At 64.2% G+C, this 19,830-nt stretch carries 26 protein-coding genes; 1 reads left to right on the top strand and 25 read right to left on the bottom strand.

What is annotated here, in order from left to right; translation table 11 throughout:
* From ACFOLG_RS05430 to ACFOLG_RS05310, 25 genes are all read right to left on the bottom strand, one after another.
* Positions 1 to 905 (bottom strand): retention module-containing protein (locus ACFOLG_RS05430; protein WP_386089312.1); only part of this gene is annotated, 905 nt, incomplete at its 3' end.
* Between the two features lie 159 nt (positions 906 to 1,064).
* Positions 1,065 to 1,610, bottom strand: a complete 546-nt coding sequence (locus ACFOLG_RS05425) for a response regulator transcription factor (RefSeq protein WP_386089309.1) — start codon at positions 1,608 to 1,610, stop codon at positions 1,065 to 1,067.
* Positions 1,611 to 1,662: 52 nt separating this feature from the next.
* A complete protein-coding gene (locus ACFOLG_RS05420) occupies positions 1,663 to 3,039 on the bottom strand; it encodes an HlyD family type I secretion periplasmic adaptor subunit (protein WP_386089306.1) in 1,377 nt (458 codons plus the stop codon).
* On the bottom strand, positions 3,036 to 5,207 hold the full coding sequence (locus ACFOLG_RS05415; protein WP_386089304.1) for a type I secretion system permease/ATPase: 2,172 nt from the start codon (positions 5,205 to 5,207) through the stop codon (positions 3,036 to 3,038). The genes ACFOLG_RS05420 and ACFOLG_RS05415 overlap by 4 nt, the downstream gene beginning before the upstream one ends.
* A 219-nt stretch (positions 5,208 to 5,426) precedes the next feature.
* Positions 5,427 to 5,780 (bottom strand): DUF2069 domain-containing protein, encoded by a 354-nt coding sequence (locus ACFOLG_RS05410; protein ID WP_386089302.1) that lies wholly within the window; start codon positions 5,778 to 5,780, stop codon positions 5,427 to 5,429.
* Complete coding sequence (gene tatC, locus ACFOLG_RS05405) at positions 5,773 to 6,504, bottom strand: twin-arginine translocase subunit TatC (RefSeq protein WP_386089299.1); 732 nt, start codon at positions 6,502 to 6,504, stop codon at positions 5,773 to 5,775. Before tatC ends, ACFOLG_RS05410 begins: the two co-directional genes overlap by 8 nt.
* Entirely contained in the window at positions 6,505 to 6,963 is a 459-nt protein-coding gene (gene tatB, locus ACFOLG_RS05400) for a Sec-independent protein translocase protein TatB (RefSeq protein WP_386089297.1), read from the bottom strand.
* Positions 6,964 to 6,975: 12 nt separating this feature from the next.
* Positions 6,976 to 7,173 carry a Sec-independent protein translocase subunit TatA gene (gene tatA / locus ACFOLG_RS05395; protein WP_386089294.1) on the bottom strand — a complete coding sequence of 66 codons (198 nt, stop codon included), beginning with the start codon at positions 7,171 to 7,173 and terminating at the stop codon, positions 6,976 to 6,978.
* A 47-nt stretch (positions 7,174 to 7,220) separates the two neighbouring features.
* Complete coding sequence (locus tag ACFOLG_RS05390; RefSeq protein WP_386089292.1) at positions 7,221 to 7,541, bottom strand: histidine triad nucleotide-binding protein; 321 nt, start codon at positions 7,539 to 7,541, stop codon at positions 7,221 to 7,223.
* 14 nt (positions 7,542 to 7,555) lie between these two features.
* Positions 7,556 to 7,882: a phosphoribosyl-ATP diphosphatase gene (locus ACFOLG_RS05385; RefSeq protein WP_386089290.1), complete on the bottom strand. Its 327-nt coding sequence runs from the start codon at positions 7,880 to 7,882 to the stop codon at positions 7,556 to 7,558.
* Between the two features lie 148 nt (positions 7,883 to 8,030).
* Complete coding sequence (gene hisI / locus ACFOLG_RS05380) at positions 8,031 to 8,423, bottom strand: phosphoribosyl-AMP cyclohydrolase (protein WP_386089287.1); 393 nt, start codon at positions 8,421 to 8,423, stop codon at positions 8,031 to 8,033.
* Positions 8,424 to 8,651: 228 nt separating this feature from the next.
* A complete protein-coding gene (gene hisF, locus ACFOLG_RS05375; RefSeq protein ID WP_386089284.1) occupies positions 8,652 to 9,419 on the bottom strand; it encodes an imidazole glycerol phosphate synthase subunit HisF in 768 nt (255 codons plus the stop codon).
* A gap of 47 nt (positions 9,420 to 9,466) precedes the next feature.
* Complete coding sequence (hisA, locus tag ACFOLG_RS05370) at positions 9,467 to 10,210, bottom strand: 1-(5-phosphoribosyl)-5-[(5-phosphoribosylamino)methylideneamino]imidazole-4-carboxamide isomerase (protein WP_386089282.1); 744 nt, start codon at positions 10,208 to 10,210, stop codon at positions 9,467 to 9,469.
* 23 nt (positions 10,211 to 10,233) lie between these two features.
* Positions 10,234 to 10,875, bottom strand: coding sequence for an imidazole glycerol phosphate synthase subunit HisH (hisH, locus tag ACFOLG_RS05365; RefSeq protein ID WP_386089279.1), 642 nt, complete (start codon positions 10,873 to 10,875; stop codon positions 10,234 to 10,236).
* 7 nt (positions 10,876 to 10,882) lie between these two features.
* Entirely contained in the window at positions 10,883 to 11,299 is a 417-nt protein-coding gene (locus ACFOLG_RS05360) for a VOC family protein (RefSeq protein WP_386089276.1), read from the bottom strand.
* Positions 11,296 to 11,889, bottom strand: coding sequence for an imidazoleglycerol-phosphate dehydratase HisB (gene hisB / locus ACFOLG_RS05355; protein ID WP_386089273.1), 594 nt, complete (start codon positions 11,887 to 11,889; stop codon positions 11,296 to 11,298). The genes ACFOLG_RS05360 and hisB overlap by 4 nt, the downstream gene beginning before the upstream one ends.
* Before the next feature lie 6 nt (positions 11,890 to 11,895).
* On the bottom strand, positions 11,896 to 12,966 hold the full coding sequence (gene hisC, locus ACFOLG_RS05350; RefSeq protein ID WP_386089271.1) for a histidinol-phosphate transaminase: 1,071 nt from the start codon (positions 12,964 to 12,966) through the stop codon (positions 11,896 to 11,898).
* Between the two features lie 134 nt (positions 12,967 to 13,100).
* Positions 13,101 to 14,393: a histidinol dehydrogenase gene (gene hisD, locus ACFOLG_RS05345; RefSeq protein ID WP_386089269.1), complete on the bottom strand. Its 1,293-nt coding sequence runs from the start codon at positions 14,391 to 14,393 to the stop codon at positions 13,101 to 13,103.
* Positions 14,394 to 14,450: 57 nt separating this feature from the next.
* The gene (gene hisG, locus ACFOLG_RS05340) at positions 14,451 to 15,092 is read right to left on the bottom strand and encodes an ATP phosphoribosyltransferase (RefSeq protein WP_386089267.1); all 642 of its coding nucleotides are present in this window, start codon (positions 15,090 to 15,092) and stop codon (positions 14,451 to 14,453) included.
* A gap of 28 nt (positions 15,093 to 15,120) precedes the next feature.
* On the bottom strand, positions 15,121 to 15,873 hold the full coding sequence (locus ACFOLG_RS05335; protein WP_386089265.1) for a flagellar brake protein: 753 nt from the start codon (positions 15,871 to 15,873) through the stop codon (positions 15,121 to 15,123).
* A gap of 44 nt (positions 15,874 to 15,917) precedes the next feature.
* The gene (locus tag ACFOLG_RS05330; RefSeq protein WP_386089262.1) at positions 15,918 to 16,493 is read right to left on the bottom strand and encodes an SCO family protein; all 576 of its coding nucleotides are present in this window, start codon (positions 16,491 to 16,493) and stop codon (positions 15,918 to 15,920) included.
* Positions 16,494 to 16,505: 12 nt separating this feature from the next.
* The gene (locus tag ACFOLG_RS05325; RefSeq protein WP_386089259.1) at positions 16,506 to 17,408 is read right to left on the bottom strand and encodes a heme o synthase; all 903 of its coding nucleotides are present in this window, start codon (positions 17,406 to 17,408) and stop codon (positions 16,506 to 16,508) included.
* Positions 17,396 to 18,430 (bottom strand): COX15/CtaA family protein, encoded by a 1,035-nt coding sequence (locus ACFOLG_RS05320; RefSeq protein ID WP_386089256.1) that lies wholly within the window; start codon positions 18,428 to 18,430, stop codon positions 17,396 to 17,398. Before ACFOLG_RS05320 ends, ACFOLG_RS05325 begins: the two co-directional genes overlap by 13 nt.
* A 51-nt stretch (positions 18,431 to 18,481) precedes the next feature.
* On the bottom strand, positions 18,482 to 18,964 hold the full coding sequence (locus ACFOLG_RS05315; RefSeq protein ID WP_386089254.1) for a hypothetical protein: 483 nt from the start codon (positions 18,962 to 18,964) through the stop codon (positions 18,482 to 18,484).
* Complete coding sequence (locus tag ACFOLG_RS05310) at positions 18,939 to 19,649, bottom strand: SURF1 family protein (protein WP_386089251.1); 711 nt, start codon at positions 19,647 to 19,649, stop codon at positions 18,939 to 18,941. The genes ACFOLG_RS05315 and ACFOLG_RS05310 overlap by 26 nt, the downstream gene beginning before the upstream one ends.
* On the opposite strand from ACFOLG_RS05310, the gene ACFOLG_RS05305 reads away from it, so the two are divergent.
* Positions 19,648 to 19,827: a twin transmembrane helix small protein gene (locus ACFOLG_RS05305; RefSeq protein WP_386089248.1), complete on the top strand. Its 180-nt coding sequence runs from the start codon at positions 19,648 to 19,650 to the stop codon at positions 19,825 to 19,827. The two genes, ACFOLG_RS05310 and ACFOLG_RS05305, sit on opposite strands and share 2 nt — an antisense overlap.
* Positions 19,828 to 19,830 lie beyond the last annotated feature (3 nt).

Below are 19,830 nucleotides of genomic sequence, written 5' to 3'. Positions count from 1 at the left end.
CCGTCCAGCACGCTGCCTTCCAGGGTGCTGTCTTCGTCCACGCTCACCACTTCGCTGGCGTCGGTGAAGCTGTCGTTCACCGAGGTCACATTAATGGTGAGAGTAGAGCTGCTGCCGGTGTTGGTGGTGTATCCGATGGTAATAGGTTCGTCACTGCTCCAGTTAGCGGCAGGAGTAAAGGTGTAGTGGCCATCGCTGCCGATGGTCAGGGTGCCAGTCTCCAGCTTCACCACCGTGTCTTCGCCAGCAACCACGTCGTAGCGACTGTCATCCACGGTGATGCTCACTACACTCAGGGTGTCGTCGGCATCGCTGTCGTTGTCCAGTACATTACCGGTAGCCGGGGTGTCTTCCTCAACAGTATTGAAATCTTCCTGCAGAATGGACGGCTGGTTTTCCGTAACGGCATCCAGTGTGCTGGTGGAAGCCTGGGTAGTAGTGGTTTCGTCGCTGCCGGTGGTCGTGTCCAGGCTGGCGGTAGTGATGGTTTCGCTTACGCGGTCCAGGATGGTGTAGGAGCTACCGCCATCCTCGGCGCCGGCAGCATTCAGACCGGCAGCGGTGGCCTCCAGGTTCTGCAACGGGTCCTGGCCCTGCTGCAGCGCACTCAGGATTTGTTGCGCTTCGCTCGGCAGCGTCGGCGTGGCCAACGCGGCATCGGTGCTGTCATGACCGGCATGACCGAAAACGTCATCGGTAATCGTCAAATCGCGCGCTTCTGCGATTTTTACGATGTTGCCATTGTCGACCTGCAACTCGATGTTGCCATCGGCTGGCACGATGAGACGTTCGCCTACGGCGACGATGTCGCCTACTTTCAAGAAGCGCTGCGTGCCATCGGCCGCAACTGCAATGACTTTGCCACTAATTGCAACGATTTTGCCGTGATTACCGATCGCACTCATTCAAACGCTCCATATATTCTACCCATGATGAACAGATTCTAAGGAGCGGCAATTTCTTAATACATTGTACTGATGGGCAATAGCTCAAAAAAAACCGGCGGCTGCCGGTTTTCGCTTATTTGATGCTGTTTCAATGACTTGCCAGGCTGCCGCGACGCCTCAGCTCGCCAGCCGCAGCAGCAGTTGCACCCGGTCTGGCACCCCGAATTTACCGAAAATGGCGGTCAGATGTGCTTTCACGGTGCGCTCGGCGATATCCATGTCGCGCGCGATCTGCTTGTTGCTCTTGCCGTCGCGCAGATGGCTGACCACTTCGCGCTCGCGCTCGGTCAGCTGCCCCAGCAGCGGGCTGTCGCTCTTGGCGACCTGGCCAAACCGGGCGCACAGCTGCTGCATCAGGTTGACGCCGATCCAGGTGCCGCCAGAAGCCACCGCCGACGCCACTTGCTGCAGCGTCTCGGCAACGGCGAAGGCATGCAGATAGCCGGCGGCGCCCATGCCCAGCCATTTCACCGCGGCGGGATCGGTCGGCGTACTGCTCAGCACCACCACCCGCGCCTTGCCGAAATCGCCGCGGCACAGCCGCTGCACCAGGTCTTCGTCCTGATTGTCGGCATCCACCCATACCAGCTCGCCATCGTACAGCCGCAGCGAACCGGACAGATCCCACAGGCTGGGATACTGGGTGCAATTGCCGAATACCATGTGCAGATGCTGTTGCAGGGAATTACTGGCGCTAATCAGCCGGATATCCATATCAACGCTCACTCAGGGCTTGGGCCTTGGCACGCAGTACCGGTTTGAGCAGGTAATTCAGCACGCTCTTGTGGCCGGTAATGATGTCCACTTCGGCCACCATGCCTGGTTTGATCGGCAGTTTCTTTTCGCTCAGGTGCGCGGAGTCGGTCTTGACCTTCACCACATAGAAGGTATTGCCCTTCTCGTCGGTGATGGAGTCGGCCCCGATCTGATCCAGCACGCCTTTCAGACCACCGTAGATGGTGGAGTCGTAGGCAGTGAAGCGTACGAACACATCCTGCCCCGGCCGCAGGAAGGCGATGTCGCGCGGCGAAATCTTGGTCTCGATCAGCAGCGTGTCATCCAGCGGCACGATCTCCATGATGTCGCGGCCCGGCTGCACCACGCCGCCCACGGTATTCACCAGCAGACGCTTCACTTCGCCACGCACCGGCGAGCGCACTTCCGACAATTTCACCTTGTCCTGCAGTGCCGTGCTGCCAGCACCCAGCGTACCCAGCTTGCCCATGGTTTCCGACAGTTCGGTACTGGCCTGGTTGCGGAAATTGAGCTCGACTTCCTGAATCTTGCGGCTTGCCTCGGCAATGGCGGACTGAATCTTGGGAATCTGCGCATTGGCCATATCGCGTTCGCCACGATAGCGCGACACATCGCGCTCCAGCCGCAGGATGTCCACCTCGGACACCGCGCCGGATTTCAGCAGCGGGCGGGTAACGTTGAGTTCCTGCTGCGTCAGCTCCAGTCCCTGCGCCGCCTGGTCACGCCGGGCACGGGCCTCGTTCAGTTCCTGTGTGCGCTGCGCCAGTTGCTGACGGGCAATGGACACGTTGGCGTCCAGCTCCATCTGCTTGGAGCGATACAGGTCCATTTCCTGGTTGGCGATGTCCGGCGCCTGCTGCGTTACCTGCGCCGGCAGCTCAAACGGTTTGCCATCGGACAAGGCGCGCAGACGGGCCGCCTTGGCCTGCAGTGACAGCGACTGCGACTGGTTTTCGTTGAGCGAGGATACGAAGCGGGTGTTGTCCACCTGCAGCAATAGTTGGCCGCGATCCACGACATCGCCTTCCTTCACCAGGATCTTGGACACCACGCCGCCATCCAGGCTCTGCAGGTGCTGCACCTGGCTGGTGGGCACTACCTTACCTTCACCGCGCGCCACCTCGTCGATACTCGCCAGCGCCGACCACAGCAGCGCCACGGTGATAAACAGGCCGATGGTCCACAGGAACAGGCGTGGCCGTTGCGGGTTCTGCTCCAGAATCGCCCATTCCGCATCAGCGGCAAAATCCTGGCGATCACGCAGATCCTCTGCCGAGGACCAGTCCAGCAAGCGCTGGAAGAAAGTCTGCTTCTCTTTGTCTTGTTGCATGCTCATACGCGTGCCTTCCCGATGCGGCCCTGTTGCAATGCCTGGATGATGTCGGCCTTGGGCCCGTCCGCCAGAATCTGCCCTTGATCGATGACGATGATGCGGTCAACCAGATCCAGCAGATTGGTGTGGTGCGTCACCAGCAGCAGTGTCTTGCCGGCGGTGATCTTTTCAAAAGTCCGCTTCATCGCCGCTTCGGTACTGTGGTCCATATTGCTGGTCGGCTCATCCAGCAGCAGCACCGGCGGTGCGTTCAGCAGCGCGCGGGCGATGGTCACCGCCTTGCGCTGGCCGCCGGACAACGATTCGCCACGCTCGCCGATGATCATGTCGAAGCCTTCCGGATGGCTGTTGATGAACTCGCTCAAGCCGGCCAGCTCGGCCGCGGCATAGATGCTGGCATCGTGCACGTGCGGCTGGCCCATGCAGATGTTCTGGCGCAGCGTGCCGTAGAACAGCACCGGATCCTGCGCCACATAGCCGATGTGGCGGCGCAGCTCGGCCGGGTCGATCTGCTTCAGGTCGACGCCATCAATGCGCACCGCGCCTTCCTGTGCCTGGTACAGCCCCATGACCAGCTTCTGGATGGTGCTCTTGCCGGAACCGACGCGCCCCAGGATGCCCACCCGCTCGCCGGCCTTGAGGCGGAACGACACATTGCGCAACGCCCCCATCGGGCTGTTCGGGTAATTGAACGACACCCCGGAAAACTCGATCTCGCCGCGGAAGCTGGTGCGGTGGAAGAACGAAGCCTCGCTCTCCCGCTCCACCGGCATTTTCATCATGCCTTCCAGCGAGGTCAGCGACGACTTGGCGTTGTTGAACTGGGTCATCAGCCCGGCAACGGCGCCCATCGGCGACAGCGCGCGCGAGGCCAGCATATTGCAGGCGATCAGGCCGCCGACCGAGGTCTGCCCTTCCTTGATCAGGTACACGCCCAGCACTACCACCGAGATGGACATCATCTGCTGGATGAAGCCGGCAAAGTTCATGGTCACCGCCGACAGCAGCTTGAGGCGGCTGCCCACCTGCGCCAGGAACAGGGTGGCTTTTTCCCAACGCCCCTGCAGCTCGCCCTCGGCGCTCAGCGTCTTGATGGTTTCCAGCCCCACCAGGCTTTCCACCAGGTGGGCGTTCTTCTGCGCCGAGGCGCGGAAGGTGGTTTCGGTCAGCTCCTGCATGCGCTCCTGCACGGTGTAGGCCAGCAGCAGCATCAGGATCACGGCGATCAGCGGCGGCAGCACCATCCACGGCGAAATCCACATGATCACCAGCAGGAACAACATCGCGAACGGCACGTCCACCAGCGTGGTCACCGTGGCCGAGGCGATGAAGTCGCGCACCGTCTCAAACGCCCGCAGGTTGGCCGCAAACGCCCCCACCGAACTGGGGCGCGCCTCCATGCGGATACCCAGCACCCGCTCCATGATCAGCGACGACAGCATCACGTCGACACGCTTGCTGGCCAGATCGATCAGGTAGCCGCGGGTCAGCTTCATCAGGAAATCGAACAGCAGCAGCAACAGCACGCCGGAGGCCAGCACCCACAGCGTTTCAAACGCCATGTTCGGCACCACCCGGTCATACACGTTCATGGTGAACAGCGGGATCGACAGCGCAAACACGTTGATGAAGAACGCGGCGATCAGCGCGTCGCGGTACAGCGGGCGGCCCTGGAAAATGGCATGCCAGAACCAGTGCTGGCTGCGCGCCTGGTTCAGCTCCGGCACGCGCTTGTCGAAGCGGAAGCGCGGTTTCACCGCGATGGCGAGGCCGGCGTAGCGCGACTCCAGCGCTTCCAGCGTCAGCACCTGCTCGGCCTCCGGCAGCTCCGCCGGGCTGATATGAAACTTGCCGTCATCATCGATCGCACGCAGCAGGCAGGCGTCATCCCCGTTAAGCAGCAGCACCGCCGGCAGCAAGGCATGCGGCAGGCCCGACAACGGACGGCGCAGCACGCGCGAGGCCAGGCCGGCACGCCGCGCGGCACGCGCAAACATGGAAGGGGTCAAGCGCTGGTTTTCCAGCGGGATACCCGCCACCAGCGAATCCCGAGTCGTGGTGATGCCGTGTTCGCGCGTGAGCTGGAACAGGCAATCAAGCAGGGGATCGAGATGGGTGGCGTGTTGCGATATTGCTGACGGACTTTCGTGCTGCACCTGATTATTCATCATTACTGTCTTTTTCCAGGAGTTTGCGTGCGAGCTTTCATTATGGGCTGAAATGCCGCTTTGACCATGGCAATGCCGGCCCCATTATCAGGATGACATGGCAAATCTGCAATATATGTTTGATTGATATTAAACAAAATATTGCAAAAACGCACAGCATTGTTCAGCCATGAAAAAAGCCAGCCTGGTGGCTGGCTTTCTATCTACGCGCGCGGCGGCGACTCAGGCCGCCAATGCCTGGCGTCGCGCCCGCACAAATAGCACCACGCAGCAGAAGTAGCCAGTGGTCAGCACCACTTCGCCCATGGCCAGCGCCTGCACCACGCCGCTATCCGCCCAGCTGCGCATCACGCCTTCGGCAAAATACGCCAGGATGAACATGCTGGACCACTGGTAGGTATACACACGCTCGCGCAGGATGCCCATCAGCGGCAGCAGCAGCAGCACGGCTTTCAGCATCAGCCAGGAGCCGCCCGGGCGCAACGGCGCCAGCCACAGCTCCCATGCCAGGCACAGCAGTATCAGCGCCACCAGGCTGGCCACCGCGCCCCAGTGGAAAACGCGGGCCTTAGTCATGGGCGGCCACCATTTTCTGCTTGTTGACCAGGCGGGCCATCAGGATGCCGGCCTCGTACAGCAGGCACAGCGGCACCGCCATCATCACCTGCGACAGCACGTCCGGCGGCGTCACCACCGCGGCCACCACGAAGGCCACCACTATCATGTAGGGGCGGCCTTCACGCAGCTTGGCCAGGCTGACGATGCCCATGCGGTTGAGCAGGACCACCACCACCGGCACTTCGAAAGTGACGCCGAACGCGACGAACATGCCCAGGACAAACGACAGGTACTTGTCGATGTCGGTCATCATCGACACCCCGACCGGCGTCACCGCGCTCATGAAGCCGAACACCACCGGGAACACGGCGAAGTAGGCAAACAGCATGCCGATGATGAACAGCAGCACGCTGCTGACGATCAGCGGCAGCACCAGTTTTTTTTCATGGTTGTACAGCCCGGGCGCCACGAAGGCCCACAACTGGTACAGGGTATTGGGCAGCGACAGCACGAACGCCACCAGCATGGTGACCTTCACCGGCACGAAGAACGGCGCGGTCACATCGGTGGCGATCATGCTGGCGCCCTTGGGCAGCACGTCCAGCAAGGGCTTGGCCATCAGGTGATAGATGTCACCCGACCAATGGAACAGCGCCAGGAAGGTCAGCAGCAGGCCGGCCGCGATCCGCACGAAACGGGTACGTAGCTCGATCAGGTGCGCAAGCAGGGGTTGTTGATCCATTTATGAACGGTGGTCGGCAGCAGGGGGGACGGGGGGAGTGGCCGGCAGGTCGAACAGGTCCAGCTGGCTGTCGTCTTTGCGTGCCAGTTCGTCGTCGGCTGACGGCAGGTTGGCCGCAACATCCGGCGGGGCAATGCTGTGCGCGCTGTCGGCGGCCAGCGGCGGCGTGGCGGTGGCCTCGTGCTCGATCTCGCGCGCCACTTCCCGCACCTGTGCCACTTCGCTTTCCACCTGCTGGCGGAATGCCTCGGCCGCCTGCTGCATGTCCTGCTGCAGCTCCTGCAGGCCGGCCAACTGGCTCTGCTGCTGGATGTCGGATTTCACGCTGGCGACGAAACGCTGCGCGCGGCCAACCAGGGCGCCGATGGTGCGCGCCACGGTGGGCAGGCGCTCCGGCCCCAGCACGATGAGCGCCACTGCCCCGATTATCAGCAGTTCGCCAAAGCTGATCTCAAACACGATGGCGGCTACTTATTTCTGGTCGTTGTCGTCGGCATCAATGACGCGGCCCTTGCCGGCGTCCTTGTCGGTCTCGCCCTTCATGCCTTCCTTGAAGCCGCGTACCGCGCCCCCCAGATCCTCGCCGATATTGCGCAGTTTCTTGGTGCCGAATACCAGTACCACTACCAGCAACACGATCAACCAGTGCCAAATGCTGAAAGAACCCATGGAAACTTACCTCTAGCAGGAAACCGGCGCCGGGCGCCGGAAAATGATTACTTGTTGCCCAGCACGTGCAGGTGCAGGTGGAACACTTCCTGGCCACCGCCGGCGCCGGTATTGATGGCGGTCTTGAAACCGTCGCCCAGGCCCTGTTCGGCCGCCAATTTCGGCGCCAGCAGCAGCAACTTGCCCAGCATCGCCTGATGCGAGGCGTCGCAGTGCGCCAGCGAATCCACATGCAGCTTGGGAATCAGCAGGAAGTGCACCGGCGCCTTGGGGTGAATGTCGTGGAAGGCGATCATCTCGTCGTCTTCGTACAGCTTGTTCGCCGGAATCTCGCCGGCGGCGATCTTGCAGAAGATGCAGTTGCTCATGCGGTAGTCTCCGGTTATTGCGGCGGGCGCGCGGCTTTTTCGTCCAGGCCGGAAATGCCTTCGCGGCGCTTGAGCTCGGCCAGCACGTCTTCGGCGCGCAGGCCGTGGTGCGCCAGCAGCACCATGCTGTGGAACCACAGATCGGCCACTTCGCGCACCAAGTGCAAGCGATCCTTGTCCTTGGACGCCATCAGCACCTCGGCAGCCTCTTCGGCCACTTTCTTCAGGATGGCATCCTCGCCCTTGTGGAACAGGCCGGCGACATAGGAAGAACTGGGGCTGGATTCCTTGCGGGCCTCCAGGGTGTCACCAATGGTTTTCAGAACTTCGGCGGCAATCATTGTGGCGTCCTTTCTGCAGCTGCAGCGGGGGCAAGTATATGTCGATTGTGTGACATTCAGGTAACAAGGCGTATGGGGATCAACCCTGGTGCCAGCAGGCGCGCTGCGGCCAACGTGTGGCCGCCAGCCGCTGCCCGGCGACGCGCACTCAGTGCGCGTGGTAGATGGCGTGCGGGTCTTTCAGCACCGCATCGGTCACCACCCAGTCGCCATCGCGGAACACGCGATAGAAGCAGCTTTCGCGGCCGGTATGGCAGGCGATGCCGCCGGCCTGTTCCACCTGCATGGTGATCACATCGCCGTCGCAATCCAGCCGCAGCTCCTTCACCGTCTGCAGGTGGCCGGACTCCTCGCCCTTCTTCCACAACCGGTTGCGCGAGCGGCTCCAGTAGTGGGCGATGCCGGTGTCAGCAGTCAGTTGCAGCGAGTCGCGGTTCATCCACGCCACCATCAGCACGCGGCCGCTGGCGGCATCCTGGGCGATGGCGGTTACCAGGCCCTTGTCATCCCATTTCACGGCATCCAGCCAGTTTGCAGTCATGCGGCCAACCTTAGAGCTTGTTTACGATCTTTTTGCGGCTGCGGCCGGGTTCTGCCGGATTCAGCGCCAGGAGAGAGCCCCACCGCAGTGTCATTCACTGCAAGGGGCGAACGACAACGCGATGCGCCGGCAGAACCCGGCCCCGAAGGGCTGGCTCGGCAAACGGCCATCTGCAGCGTTGGCCGTTTGCCGAGCCAGCGCAGTCGCAAAAAGGTCATAAACAAGCTCTCATAGCCGAACTTCGATGCCGGCGGCGCGCATGGCTTCTTTCGCCTCGCGCACGCTGTACTCGCCGAAGTGGAAGATGCTGGCGGCCAGCACCGCATCGGCCTTGCCCAGCGTCACGCCTTCCACCAGGTGCTGCAGATTGCCGACGCCGCCGGAGGCGATCACCGGAATCGGCACCGCCTCGGACACCGCGCGCGTCAGCGGCAGGTTGAAGCCGATCTTGGTGCCGTCGCGATCCATGCTGGTGAGCAGGATCTCGCCGGCGCCGTACTCAGCCATCTTCGCTGCCCATTCGACCGCATCCAGGCCGGTAGGGTTGCGCCCGCCGTGGGTAAAGATTTCCCAGCGGTCGTTCTCTGGCGTCACCGCCTTGGCATCCACCGCCACCACGATGCACTGGCTGCCGAACTTGTCGGCGGCTTCCTTCACCAGGTCGGGGTTGGTCACCGCGGCGGTATTGATGCTGACCTTGTCGGCACCGGCGTTCAGCAGGCGGCGGATGTCCGCCACCTGGCGCACGCCGCCGCCCACCGTCAGCGGAATGAACACCTGCTCGGCCACCGCTTCGATCACGTGCAGGATGATGTCGCGCTGGTCGGAGCTGGCGGTGATGTCGAGGAAGGTCAGTTCGTCGGCGCCCTGCTCGTTGTAGCGCTTGGCGATTTCCACCGGGTCGCCGGCATCGCGCAGGCCGACGAAGTTGACACCCTTCACCACGCGACCGGCGGTCACGTCGAGACAGGGGATGATGCGTTTGGCTAGGGACATGATGTACTACAAATGAAGGTTGGCCGCACGGGGCGGCCAACCGGGGGTTAGGCTTCGGACAGCTCGTCCGCCAGCGTCTGCGCGACAGCAAAGTCGATGCTGCCCTCGTAGATGGCGCGGCCGGTAATGGCGCCCTCGATACCCTCGCCCTCCACCGCGCACAGATTGCGCACGTCGTCGAGATCGGTCAGGCCGCCAGAGGCGATCACCGGCACGCTCAGCGCCTGCGCTAGCTTGACGGTGGCCTCGATGTTGACGCCGTTCATCATGCCGTCGCGGCCGATGTCGGTGTAGATCACCGAGTTCACGCCGTAATCTTCGAAGCGCTTGGCCAGTTCGATCACGTTGTGATTGGTCACCTTGGCCCAGCCGTCGATGGCGACCATGCCGTCCTTGGCGTCCAGGCCGACGATCACCTGGCCGGGGAAGGCATCGCAGGCATCGTGCAGGAAGCCGGGGTTCTTCACCGCGGCGGTGCCGATGATCACGTACTTCAGCCCCAGGTCGAAGTACTTCTCGATGGTGTCCAGGTCGCGGATGCCGCCGCCCAGCTGCACCGGCATGTCGTCGCCCACCGCGCCCAGGATGTCGCGAATCACCGACAGGTTCTTGGGTTTGCCGGCAAAGGCACCGTTCAGGTCCACCAGGTGCAGGCGTCGCGCACCCTGGTCACGCCAGTGCAGCGCAACCTTGACGGGGTCATCGGAAAACACGGTGGCATCGGTCATCACGCCTTGTTTCAGGCGTACGCATTGACCGTCCTTCAGGTCGATAGCGGGAATCAGCAGCATGGTGCGTAAGGATCTACGGAAAGTTAAACAGTGCCATCCCAGGCCAGGAAGTTCTTCATCATCTGCAACCCGGCACGGTGGCTCTTCTCGGTGTGGAATTGCGTGGCAAAGATATTGCCACGCCCGACGATACAACAAAAGCGCTCCGGATACTCGCTTTCCGCCAGGTTGATGCCGGCTTCAGCGGGTGCGAAGTGGTAACTGTGTACAAAATAGAACCGCTCGCCATCCTCGATGCCGGTGAACAGCGGGTGCGACTGCTGCTGGTACACGCGGTTCCAGCCCATGTGCGGTACTTTCAGCCGCTCTCCCTGCGCGTCCAGCAGGTTGGCCGCAAAGCGCTTGACCTCGCCCTGGAAGATGCCCAAGCCCGGGGTGTCGCCCTCTTCGCTGCGCTCGAACAGCAGCTGTGCACCGACGCAGATACCGAAGAACGGCTTGTTGCGGGTACTCTCGCGCACCGCCTCGGCCAGGCCGTGGGCGTTGAGCTCGCGCATGCAATCGGGCATCGCGCCCTGGCCGGGGAAGATCACCTTGTCGGCCTGCAACACCCGCTCCGGGTCGGAGGTCAGGAAGATGTCGGCGCCGATGTCGTTCACGTACTGCACGGATTTCAGCACCGAGTGCAGATTGCCCATGCCGTAGTCGATGACTGCAACTTTCATATCAGCCTTACAGGATCATGTGTGGGGTGTAGCAGAATTCCAGCGCAATGCCAGACGGATCGCGGAAAAACACCGCGTAGTAGCCGGCGCTGTACTGCGGGTAGTCGGCCGGCGCGTCGCTGATGTCGGCGCCGATGTCCAGCAGCAGCGCGTACAGCGCGTCCACCGCCGCGCGCGACGGGGCATTGCACGCCAGATGCTGCAGGCCGATACCGTAACGCTGGAAGCCGGCGTCCGCTTGCTTGCTCTGCTGCAGGTACAGCTCGTAATTGCCGGCCACGTAGGCGCGGGATTCGGCCGAGCGGCGCGGCTGCCAGCCCATGGCCGGCATCACGCGGTCGTAGAACGCCAGCGCCACATCCAGCTCGTGCACGCACAGGCACAGGTGGTTGAGGCCGGCAATGCCGGGCTGCACGGCGCTCATGCGGTCAGCGTGCCCTTGGTGGACGGCGTGATGCCCGCCATGCGCTCGTCGAACTCCACCGCCATGCGCAGCGCACGGCCGAAGGCCTTGAACACCGTCTCGGCCTGGTGGTGGCTGTTGACGCCGCGCAGGTTGTCGATGTGCAGCGTCACCATGCTGTGATTGACGAAGCCGTGGAAGAATTCGCTGAACAGATCGACATCGAAACCACCGATGGCAGCGCGGGTGAACGGAATGTGGTACTGCAGCCCCGGGCGACCGGACAGATCGATCACCACCCGGCTCAGCGCCTCGTCCAGCGGCACGTAGGCGTGACCGTAGCGACGGATGCCCTTCTTGTCGCCGATGGCCTTGGCAAACGCCTGCCCCACAGTAATGCCGATGTCCTCGACGGTGTGGTGGGCATCGATATGCAGGTCGCCCTTGGCGACGATCTCGATATCGATCAGGCCGTGGCGGGCGATCTGGTCCAGCATGTGGTCCAGGAACGGCACACCGGTGTCGAAGCGGCCGACGCCGGTACCGTCCAGGTTGATGCCGACGGTGATCTGGGTTTCCAGGGTATTACGGGTAACGGTAGCAGTACGCATGATGGCTCAGGCAAAGTAGGCGTGAATGGCGGCAAGCAGCGCGCCGTTTTCGTCCGGGCTGCCCACGGTCAGGCGCAGGCAGTTGTCCAGCAGCGGGTGGTAGCCGTGCAGGTTTTTGATCAGGATACCCTCGGCCTTCAGGTATGCAAACAGCGCCAGCGCATCCGGCACGCGGATGGTGAGGAAGTTGGCCTCGGACGGATACACCGTCAGCTGTGGCAGGCTGGCAAGGTTGGCCGCAAGGCGGCTGCGCTCGCTGCGCAGCTCGGCCGCCTGCGCGGCGAACACGTCCAGATGGCGCAGCGCGAACTTGGCGGCAGCCTGGCTCAGCACGTTGATGTTGTACGGCGGGCGCACCTTGTCCAGCTGCGCGATCACCTCCGGGTGACCGGCGGCGTAACCCAGGCGCAGCCCGGCCAGGCCGAGCTTGGACAGCGTGCGCATCACGATCAGGTGCGGCTGGCTGCCGGCCAGATCCATGAAGCTGTCGTCGGCGAACGCCTGGTAGGCCTCGTCCACCACCACCAGCCCCGGTGCGGCATCCAGCACCGCCTGCACTTCCTCGCGGGCAAAGCGCGGGCCGGTGGGGTTATTGGGGTAGGACAGGAACACCACCGCCGGGCGATGCTCGCGGATGGCGGCCAGGGTGGCCGGCAGGTCGATGCCGAAGTCGGTCTTGAGCGGCACGCCGACATAGCGCACGCGCGAGAACTGGGCGTTGAGCCGGTACATCACGAAGGACGGCTCCAGCGCCAGCACCACGGTATCGGCGGCGGCCACCGCCTGGGTGATCAGGGTGATGATTTCGTCGGAGCCGTTGCCCAGCACCACGGCGGCGGCATCGGGAATGCCGAAGGCGGCCTTGAGCTGCTCTTTCAGGCCGTCGCCATGCGGATCGGGGTAGCGGTTCAGCGCCACTTCGGCCAGCACCTGGCCCAGCTCCTGGCGCAGTGCCTGTGGCAGATGGTAGGGGTTTTCCATCGCGTCGAGCTTGATGTAGCCCGAGGCATCGGCGACATGGTAGGCCTGCATGGCCAGCACGTCGGGGCGGAACAATTGCTGTATAGACATTTTCATCGGCATTTATTACCGGCCGGGCCGGTAACAGAATGTCGGTAGTGGCCCGACGCGGTGCTTGCAACAAGGGCTTCATCGTAACCGGAAACCCCGTGAGCGGCTACCGCCGCAGTGCGGCGGTGGCGCGGCGGGCATTACGGGTCGAGGCGCAACTCGGCGGCACGGGCGTGAGCGGTCAGGCCCTCACCGTGCGCCAGGATGCTGGCGATCCGGCCCAGTTGCTGCGCGCCGGCGTGCGATACGCGGATCAGGCTGCTGCGCTTCTGAAAGTCGTACACCCCCAGCGGGCTGGCAAAGCGCGCGGTGCGGCTGGTGGGCAGCACGTGGTTGGGGCCGGCGCAGTAGTCGCCCAGGCTTTCCGAGGTGAAGCGGCCCATGAAGATGGCGCCGGCGTGACGAATCTTGCCGACATAGTCTTCCGGCTGGGCCAGCGACAGCTCCAGGTGCTCCGGGGCGATGTAGTTGGCAATCTCGCAGGCTTCGTCCAGGTCACGTACCTCGATCAGCGCGCCACGGTTGGTGAGGCTCTGTTCGATGATGGCGCGGCGCGGCATGCTCGGCAGCAGCTTTTCGATGCTGGCTTCCACCCGGGCGATGTAGTCGGCCGACGGGCACAGCAGGATAGCCTGTGCGATCTCGTCGTGCTCGGCCTGGCTGAACAAGTCCATGGCAATCCAGTCCGGATCGGTATCGCCGTCGCAGATCACCAGAATCTCGGACGGGCCGGCCACCATGTCGATGCCGACCACACCGAACACGCGGCGCTTGGCGGCCGCCACATAGGCATTGCCCGGGCCGGTGATCTTGTCGACCTGCGGCACGCTGTCGGTGCCGTAGGCCAGCGCCGCCACCGCCTGCGCGCCGCCACAGGTGAACACCTTGTCCACCCCGGCGATATAGGCTGCGGCCAACACTAGGTCATTCTTTTCGCCGTTCGGCGTCGGCACCACCATAATGATCTCGCTTACGCCGGCCACCTTGGCCGGCATCGCGTTCATCAGTACCGAACTCGGATAGGCCGCCTTGCCGCCCGGCACGTAGATGCCGACGCGGTCCAGCGGCGTCACCTGCTGCCCCAGCAGGGTGCCGTCTTCGTCCTCGTAGCTCCAAGAATGCGCCAGCTGCTTCTCGTGGTAACGGCGCACACGCTCGGCAGCGGCGGTCAGCGCGGCCCGCACATGCTGCGGCAGCCGGTCATGCGCGGCCTGCAGCTCGGCGCGGCTCAGCGTCAGCTCGGCCATGCTGGCCACGCTCATGCGGTCGAAACGGTTGGTGTACTCCACCACGGCGACATCGCCGCGGGCTTTGACGTCGTCGCAGATGGCGGCGACGGCGGCGTCCACCGCCGGGTCCTGCGCCGTTTCAAACGCCAGCAGCGCTTGCAGGCGGGCGGCGAAATCGGCTTGGGAGGAAGACAGGCGTTGCATGTTTACGGCTCCATAGACTTGCGGCCAACCTGCAGGTTGGCCGCAACGGGCATTGGCTTACTGCGGCACGGCGCCGGCAAAGGCATCCAGCACCGGCTGGATGGTGTCGTACTTGAGCTTGAGCGCGGCCTGGTTCACCACCAGCCGCGAGCTGATGTCGATGATGTGCTCCACCGCCTGCAGGTTGTTGGCCTTCAGCGTGCCGCCGGTGGACACCAGGTCGACGATGGCATCGGCCAGACCAACCAGCGGCGCCAGTTCCATCGAGCCGTACAGCTTGATGATGTCGACGTGCACGCCCTTGGCGGCAAAGTGCTCGCGCGCGATCTGCGGGTACTTGGTGGCCACTTTCAGGCGCGCGCCGTGTTTCACCGCCGCCTCGTAGTCGAAGCCGTTTTCCACCGCCACCATCATCTTGCACTTGGCGATGTTGAGGTCCAGCGGCTGGTACAGGCCGGCACCGCCATGCTCGATCAGCACGTCGCGGCCGGCGATGCCGAGGTCGGCGGCACCGTACTGCACGTAGGTGGGCACGTCGGAGGCGCGCACGATCACCAGGCGCACGTCCGGGCGGTTGGTGCCGATGATCAGCTTGCGCGAGGATTCCGGCGCTTCGGCCGGCACGATGCCGGCGGCGGCCAGCAGCGGCAGGGTTTCTTCAAAGATGCGGCCCTTGGACAGGGCAATAGTCAAAGTCATGATTTTGTTGCGTTGCAATAGTTAGGGCTCAGCGTACCAGAGCTCGGCGCTCTCGCTCAAGGTGGGTGATGTAGCGTTGTACCAGCGTTTCGCGTGCCATGTTCATACCGATGAAAGTACAGCCGGCCCGGTAGTGCTCCTGGCCGTCACGCGCGCTGATGAGCATGACATGGCGAACCTCCAGCCCCACCTGCAGCAGACCGACGCCGGGCAGGTCGATATCCACCTGCGACAGCACCTGCCCCGGCTGCAGCCAGGCATGCTGGTCCAGACTCAGCGACAGCGCCACGCCGCCCAGGCTGATGTCGAACAGCGGCAGCACCCGCCCCGGCGGCTCGTGCAGCCGGCACCATACCGGCTTGGTCAGCGGCGAATGGATGCGGTAGAACTCGCGGCGCTGCAGCCGGATGATTTTTTCCGGCAACGGCATTTCGAACGCGCGGCGGCCGTCGTAGGTCACCTCCTCGGCCGGACCACAAATGAATTGCGTCTTGACCCCGGCCGGCGCGGTCACCAGCACATTGCGCTCGCTGGCCAGCAGCTTCTGGTTGGAACCGTCGTCGGCGCTCATGCCGAACACCAGCACACCGCGCGGCACGTCGACGTCCAGCAGGCGGGTCACGATGAAGGAGTTGCCCTTGTTGGAGAACACCGTCACCGCCTGCTTCAGCTCGGCAATGCTGTGCAGATGCTGCAGGATTTCCAGCGGATTGCTCAGCGTGAACCGGGCCAGTTCCGCCTGCTGCGTGCCGCTGGCGAGGGGGGGATTTTGCTGACTCACGATAGGGATGTGTTCCAGAACAGTTGGGGCGCCTGCCTTGAAGTCTAACGCAACAACTGCTGCAGATCATGGACGATATCGGCCGCCGGGCTGCCATACGGCACATAAACCCGCAGCTGACCGTCGCGATCGAACAAATAACTGCCGGCGCTGTGGTCCACGCTATAGCCGCCGGCGGCGCCCGGCTGCTTCTGCGCCACCACCTTGTACTGGTTGGCCACCGTCTGCACCAGCGGCGGGGCGCCGGTCAGCCCCATGAAGCGCTTGTCGAAGAACGGCACATAGCCGGCCAGCACCTGCGGCGTATCGCGCTCCGGGTCCACGGTGATGAACAGCACCTGTACGCGGTCGGCATCCTTGCCCAGCTGCTTCATCACCTGCTGGTATTGCAGCATGGTGGTGGGGCACACGTCCGGGCAGTGGGTATAACCGAAGAACAGCGCCACCGCCTTGCCGCGGTAATCGGCCAGCCCGTGCGGCTTGCCATCCTGGCCGGTAAGGGTGAACGGCTTGCCGAACTCGGCGCCGGTAATATCGGTAGCCTTGAACGACAGCTTTTCGGCCTGTGGCGAACAGGCCGTCAGCGCGGCGGCCAACAACAGAGCCGCCAGGCGTTTCATCAATCTGGGCATTCAGAATCGCAGTGCAATGAAGAGATAGTGATCGAGCAGCAACGCGGCAAACAGCCAGCTCAGGTAATGGATGGACCAGCGGAAGCAGCGTCGCGCGAGCTCGTCAGCATAGTTTCGATGCAGGCAGGCGGCAAGCCACAAAAAGCGCGCGCCCAGCAGCAGCGCGGCCAACAGGTACAGCGCGCCGCTGGCGCGCAGCGCCACCGGCAGCAGGGTCACCGCCAGCAACAGCACGGTGTACAGCACGATGGACAGCGTGGTGAAGCGCGCGCCATGCGTTACCGGCAGCATCGGCAGCCCGGCGCGCTGGTAATCGTCGCGCCGGTACAGCGCCAGCGCCCAGAAGTGCGGCGGCGTCCAGGTGTAGATGATCAGGAACAGCAGCATGGCCATGGCGCTGACTTCGCCGGTCATCGCCACCCAGCCCAGCAGCGGCGGCATGGCGCCGCTGGCACCGCCGATCACGATGTTCTGCGGCGTATTCGGCTTCAGCAGCAGGGTGTAGACGATGGCGTAGCCGGCAAAAGTGGCCAGCGTCAGCCAGGCGGTCAACGCATTCACCAGCCCGATCAGCAGCGCCATGCCCAGCCCCAGCGCGCTCAGCGCCACCAGCAGCGTGGCCGCCGGGCTGACATCGCCCCGCGCGGTGGCGCGCCAGGCGGTACGGTGCATGCGCGCGTCGATGGTGCGCTCCACCAGGCAATTGATCATCGCCGCCGCCCCGGCCACCAGCGCGATACCCACCGTTGCGGCCAACATGCGGCCAACGTCCGGCTGCCCCGGCACCGCCAGCAGCATGCCGATCACCGCGCAGAACACGATCAGCAGCACCACGCGCGGCTTGGTGAGCTGCCACAGCGCCCGCCACTGCTGGCGGTGCAGGGAAAAGGTCAGGCTGGCCATGTCGTTCTCCTTCCCTTCGCGTGCCGCAGCCGCGGCAATGCCATGCGCTGCCGCGCCGCTTGCGGCTGTGCGACCTGGCGGCGGGCGGCGCTCAGCAGCAGCAGCGTCACCGTCAGCAGCAGCATGGCGCCGATGTTGTGACCGACCGCCAGCGGCAGCGGCAATTGCAGCCACACGTTGGCCGCACCCAGCAGCAGTTGCAGCAGCAGCGCGGCGGCCAACAACAGTAACCGCGGCCGCAGCGCGCGATGCCGCCAGCCGGCGTGCAAGGCAGCCAACAGCAGCAGGCTCAGCAACAGCGCCCCTAGCCGGTGCAACCAGTGAATGGCGGTAAGTTGCGCCAGGCTCAGCGGCGTGCCATCGGCACTTTCACCCAGCGCACGCTGCCAGTGGAAAGCGCCATCGAACCGCATCTCCGCTGGCAAAAAGCTGCCGTTACACGTTGGAAAACCCTGGCAGGCCAGCGCGGCATAGTTGCTGGACACCCAGCCGCCCAGCGCCACCTGTCCCAGCACCAGCAGCGGCAAGGCGCACAGCAGCCAGTACAGCCGCGGCGGCACCGCCACCGCCTGGCGGCCACCGAAGCGCCAGCTGGCCAGCAGCGCCACGATGCTCATGCCGCCGAGCAAATGCGCAGTGACCACTGCCGGTTTCAGCAGCAGCGTTACCGTCCACATCCCCAGCAAGCCCTGCAACACCAGCAAGGCCAGCAGCCCGCTGGCGGGCAGGCGCTGCTGGCGGCGATACCAGGCCAGCGCCGCCGCCAGCAACACCAGCAGCCCCAGCGTGGCGGCCAGGTAGCGGTGGATCATTTCCTTCCACGCCTTGGCCGGGCTAACCGGGCCATCCGGCTGCGCGCTCATGGCCTGACGGATATCGTCGGCGGCGTGATGCGGGGAAAGATGGCCATAGCAGCCGGGCCAGTCCGGGCAGCCCAGGCCGGCATCGGACAAGCGCACGTAGGCACCCAGCGGTACCACGATGCAGGCCAGCAGCAAGGCAAACAGCAGCAGACGCTTCATGACATCCCCCTGTTGCAGCATGGGCGGCACGGTTGGCCGCAAGGGCCACGGTCAGCCGAGGCCGTTATTGGTTTTCAGTACCTTGCCGATTTCGCGGATCACCGCGGTGGGCGGGGTGCCATCGGCGTAGAACAGCACCAGATTGCGCTGCGGGTCCACCAGATAAAAACCGTCCTCGCGCAGCCCGCTGCGATTGGCCTGTAGCAGTAACTGCATACGCTCCGCCGCCTCGCCCTGCGCGGTGCGAATCTGCTGCATGGCAAAGCGCCGCTGCCGGCAGGCCGCATCACAGCCCTGCCCCACCGACAACAGCACCCAGCGCGCTTGCGGCCAACCTTGCGCCTGCGCCGCCGGCAACGGCTGCACCAGCAGCGTGCCGACGCTGTGCGTAGCCTGTGGCTGCCACCAGACATACAGTGCGGTGGAGGCCACTACCGGCGCCAGCGCCAGCAGCAGGATCAGCCACAGCGGGCGCAGGTCGGCCCGCCACACGCCGCCAGGCGGCAGTTCAGTTCCCGGAACGCTGTGTTGCATGCTGCCTCCTCATCATCACCAGTGCGCCTATCACCACCCCCAGCGCCAGCAACAGCCACTGCAGCGCATACGCGTAATGTCGCCGCGGGTCGAAGCCCGGCTGCACCGGCCAGGTGGTGTACGGCCGCAGCGTGGGCTCCAGCACCACCAGCCCGGTGCGCAGCGGCCCCGGCAGCGTGGCGGCCAGCGCCGGCCAGTCCAGCGCATCCACTTCACCGTCGATACCGATGCGCGCCTTGCTCAGCAGATAGGGTGCCGGCCGCGCCACCCAGCGGCCGCTCAGCCGTCCGGTCGGCAACGGCAGGCTCATGATGCCCACCGGCCGCGGCAGCCAGCCGCGATCGATCACCACCCAGCTGCCATCCACCAATTGCACCGCCTGCCACTCGCGCACGCCGTCGCGGCCATTGAGCACCGCGCCGGCCAGCCGCAGCGATGGCGCGCTGTCGCGCACCGTCAGCCACACCCGCTGGCCATTGGGCACGGCATCGCGCGCGATTTCTGCCAGATGCCGTGGCGGCAGGTTGGCCGCACGCTCGAACGCCGCCAGCTGCGCGCTGCGCTGCTGCCCCCGCTGGTACTGCCACACCGCCAGCGCCAGCGGCAGCAGCGCCAGCAACAACAGCCACGCGGCGCTACGCGGCCGTCTAGACTGGGGTGTGGACACCGGGGGAGTGACTGTCATGAACGCGATCGTACCGTTGCTGTTGTTATTGATCGTCGGCTCGCTGGGCTATGCACTGCGCTCGCTGACCCGCGGCGGCGACCCGCGCCGCACTGTGCGGGCACTGACCGTGCGCGTGGTGCTGTCCATCAGCCTGTTTGTGCTGGTAATGGCCGGCAAGCTGTGGGGCAGCTGGTAGCCC

Origin of the sequence: Vogesella facilis (assembly GCF_042648525.1) — a bacterium.
Lineage (GTDB): Bacteria > Pseudomonadota > Gammaproteobacteria > Burkholderiales > Chromobacteriaceae > Vogesella > Vogesella facilis.
The sequence above is the reverse complement of the archived record's forward strand: the minus strand, read 5'-3'. Positions and strand labels throughout refer to the sequence as shown.

Coding starts and splice junctions, on each gene's coding strand:
- ACFOLG_RS05310 (WP_386089251.1), bottom strand. CDS start 19,649: ATGACAGTCACTCCCCCGGTGTCCACACCCCAGTCTAGACGGCCGCGT.
- ACFOLG_RS05360 (WP_386089276.1), bottom strand. CDS start 11,299: ATGAGCGCCGTGCAGCCCGGCATTGCCGGCCTCAACCACCTGTGCCTG.
- ACFOLG_RS05410 (WP_386089302.1), bottom strand. CDS start 5,780: ATGACTAAGGCCCGCGTTTTCCACTGGGGCGCGGTGGCCAGCCTGGTG.
- ACFOLG_RS05325 (WP_386089259.1), bottom strand. CDS start 17,408: ATGGCCAGCCTGACCTTTTCCCTGCACCGCCAGCAGTGGCGGGCGCTG.
- ACFOLG_RS05390 (WP_386089292.1), bottom strand. CDS start 7,541: ATGAGCAACTGCATCTTCTGCAAGATCGCCGCCGGCGAGATTCCGGCG.
- ACFOLG_RS05385 (WP_386089290.1), bottom strand. CDS start 7,882: ATGATTGCCGCCGAAGTTCTGAAAACCATTGGTGACACCCTGGAGGCC.
- hisI (WP_386089287.1), bottom strand. CDS start 8,423: ATGACTGCAAACTGGCTGGATGCCGTGAAATGGGATGACAAGGGCCTG.
- hisC (WP_386089271.1), bottom strand. CDS start 12,966: ATGAAAATGTCTATACAGCAATTGTTCCGCCCCGACGTGCTGGCCATG.
- ACFOLG_RS05330 (WP_386089262.1), bottom strand. CDS start 16,493: ATGAAACGCCTGGCGGCTCTGTTGTTGGCCGCCGCGCTGACGGCCTGT.
- hisF (WP_386089284.1), bottom strand. CDS start 9,419: ATGTCCCTAGCCAAACGCATCATCCCCTGTCTCGACGTGACCGCCGGT.
- tatA (WP_386089294.1), bottom strand. CDS start 7,173: ATGGGTTCTTTCAGCATTTGGCACTGGTTGATCGTGTTGCTGGTAGTG.
- ACFOLG_RS05315 (WP_386089254.1), bottom strand. CDS start 18,964: ATGCAACACAGCGTTCCGGGAACTGAACTGCCGCCTGGCGGCGTGTGG.
- ACFOLG_RS05420 (WP_386089306.1), bottom strand. CDS start 3,039: ATGAGCATGCAACAAGACAAAGAGAAGCAGACTTTCTTCCAGCGCTTG.
- ACFOLG_RS05415 (WP_386089304.1), bottom strand. CDS start 5,207: ATGATGAATAATCAGGTGCAGCACGAAAGTCCGTCAGCAATATCGCAA.
- hisG (WP_386089267.1), bottom strand. CDS start 15,092: ATGACTTTGACTATTGCCCTGTCCAAGGGCCGCATCTTTGAAGAAACC.
- hisB (WP_386089273.1), bottom strand. CDS start 11,889: ATGCGTACTGCTACCGTTACCCGTAATACCCTGGAAACCCAGATCACC.
- hisA (WP_386089282.1), bottom strand. CDS start 10,210: ATGCTGCTGATTCCCGCTATCGACCTGAAGGACGGTCAATGCGTACGC.
- tatC (WP_386089299.1), bottom strand. CDS start 6,504: ATGGATCAACAACCCCTGCTTGCGCACCTGATCGAGCTACGTACCCGT.
- ACFOLG_RS05425 (WP_386089309.1), bottom strand. CDS start 1,610: ATGGTATTCGGCAATTGCACCCAGTATCCCAGCCTGTGGGATCTGTCC.
- hisH (WP_386089279.1), bottom strand. CDS start 10,875: ATGAAAGTTGCAGTCATCGACTACGGCATGGGCAATCTGCACTCGGTG.
- hisD (WP_386089269.1), bottom strand. CDS start 14,393: ATGCAACGCCTGTCTTCCTCCCAAGCCGATTTCGCCGCCCGCCTGCAA.
- ACFOLG_RS05305 (WP_386089248.1), top strand. CDS start 19,648: ATGAACGCGATCGTACCGTTGCTGTTGTTATTGATCGTCGGCTCGCTG.
- ACFOLG_RS05320 (WP_386089256.1), bottom strand. CDS start 18,430: ATGAAGCGTCTGCTGCTGTTTGCCTTGCTGCTGGCCTGCATCGTGGTA.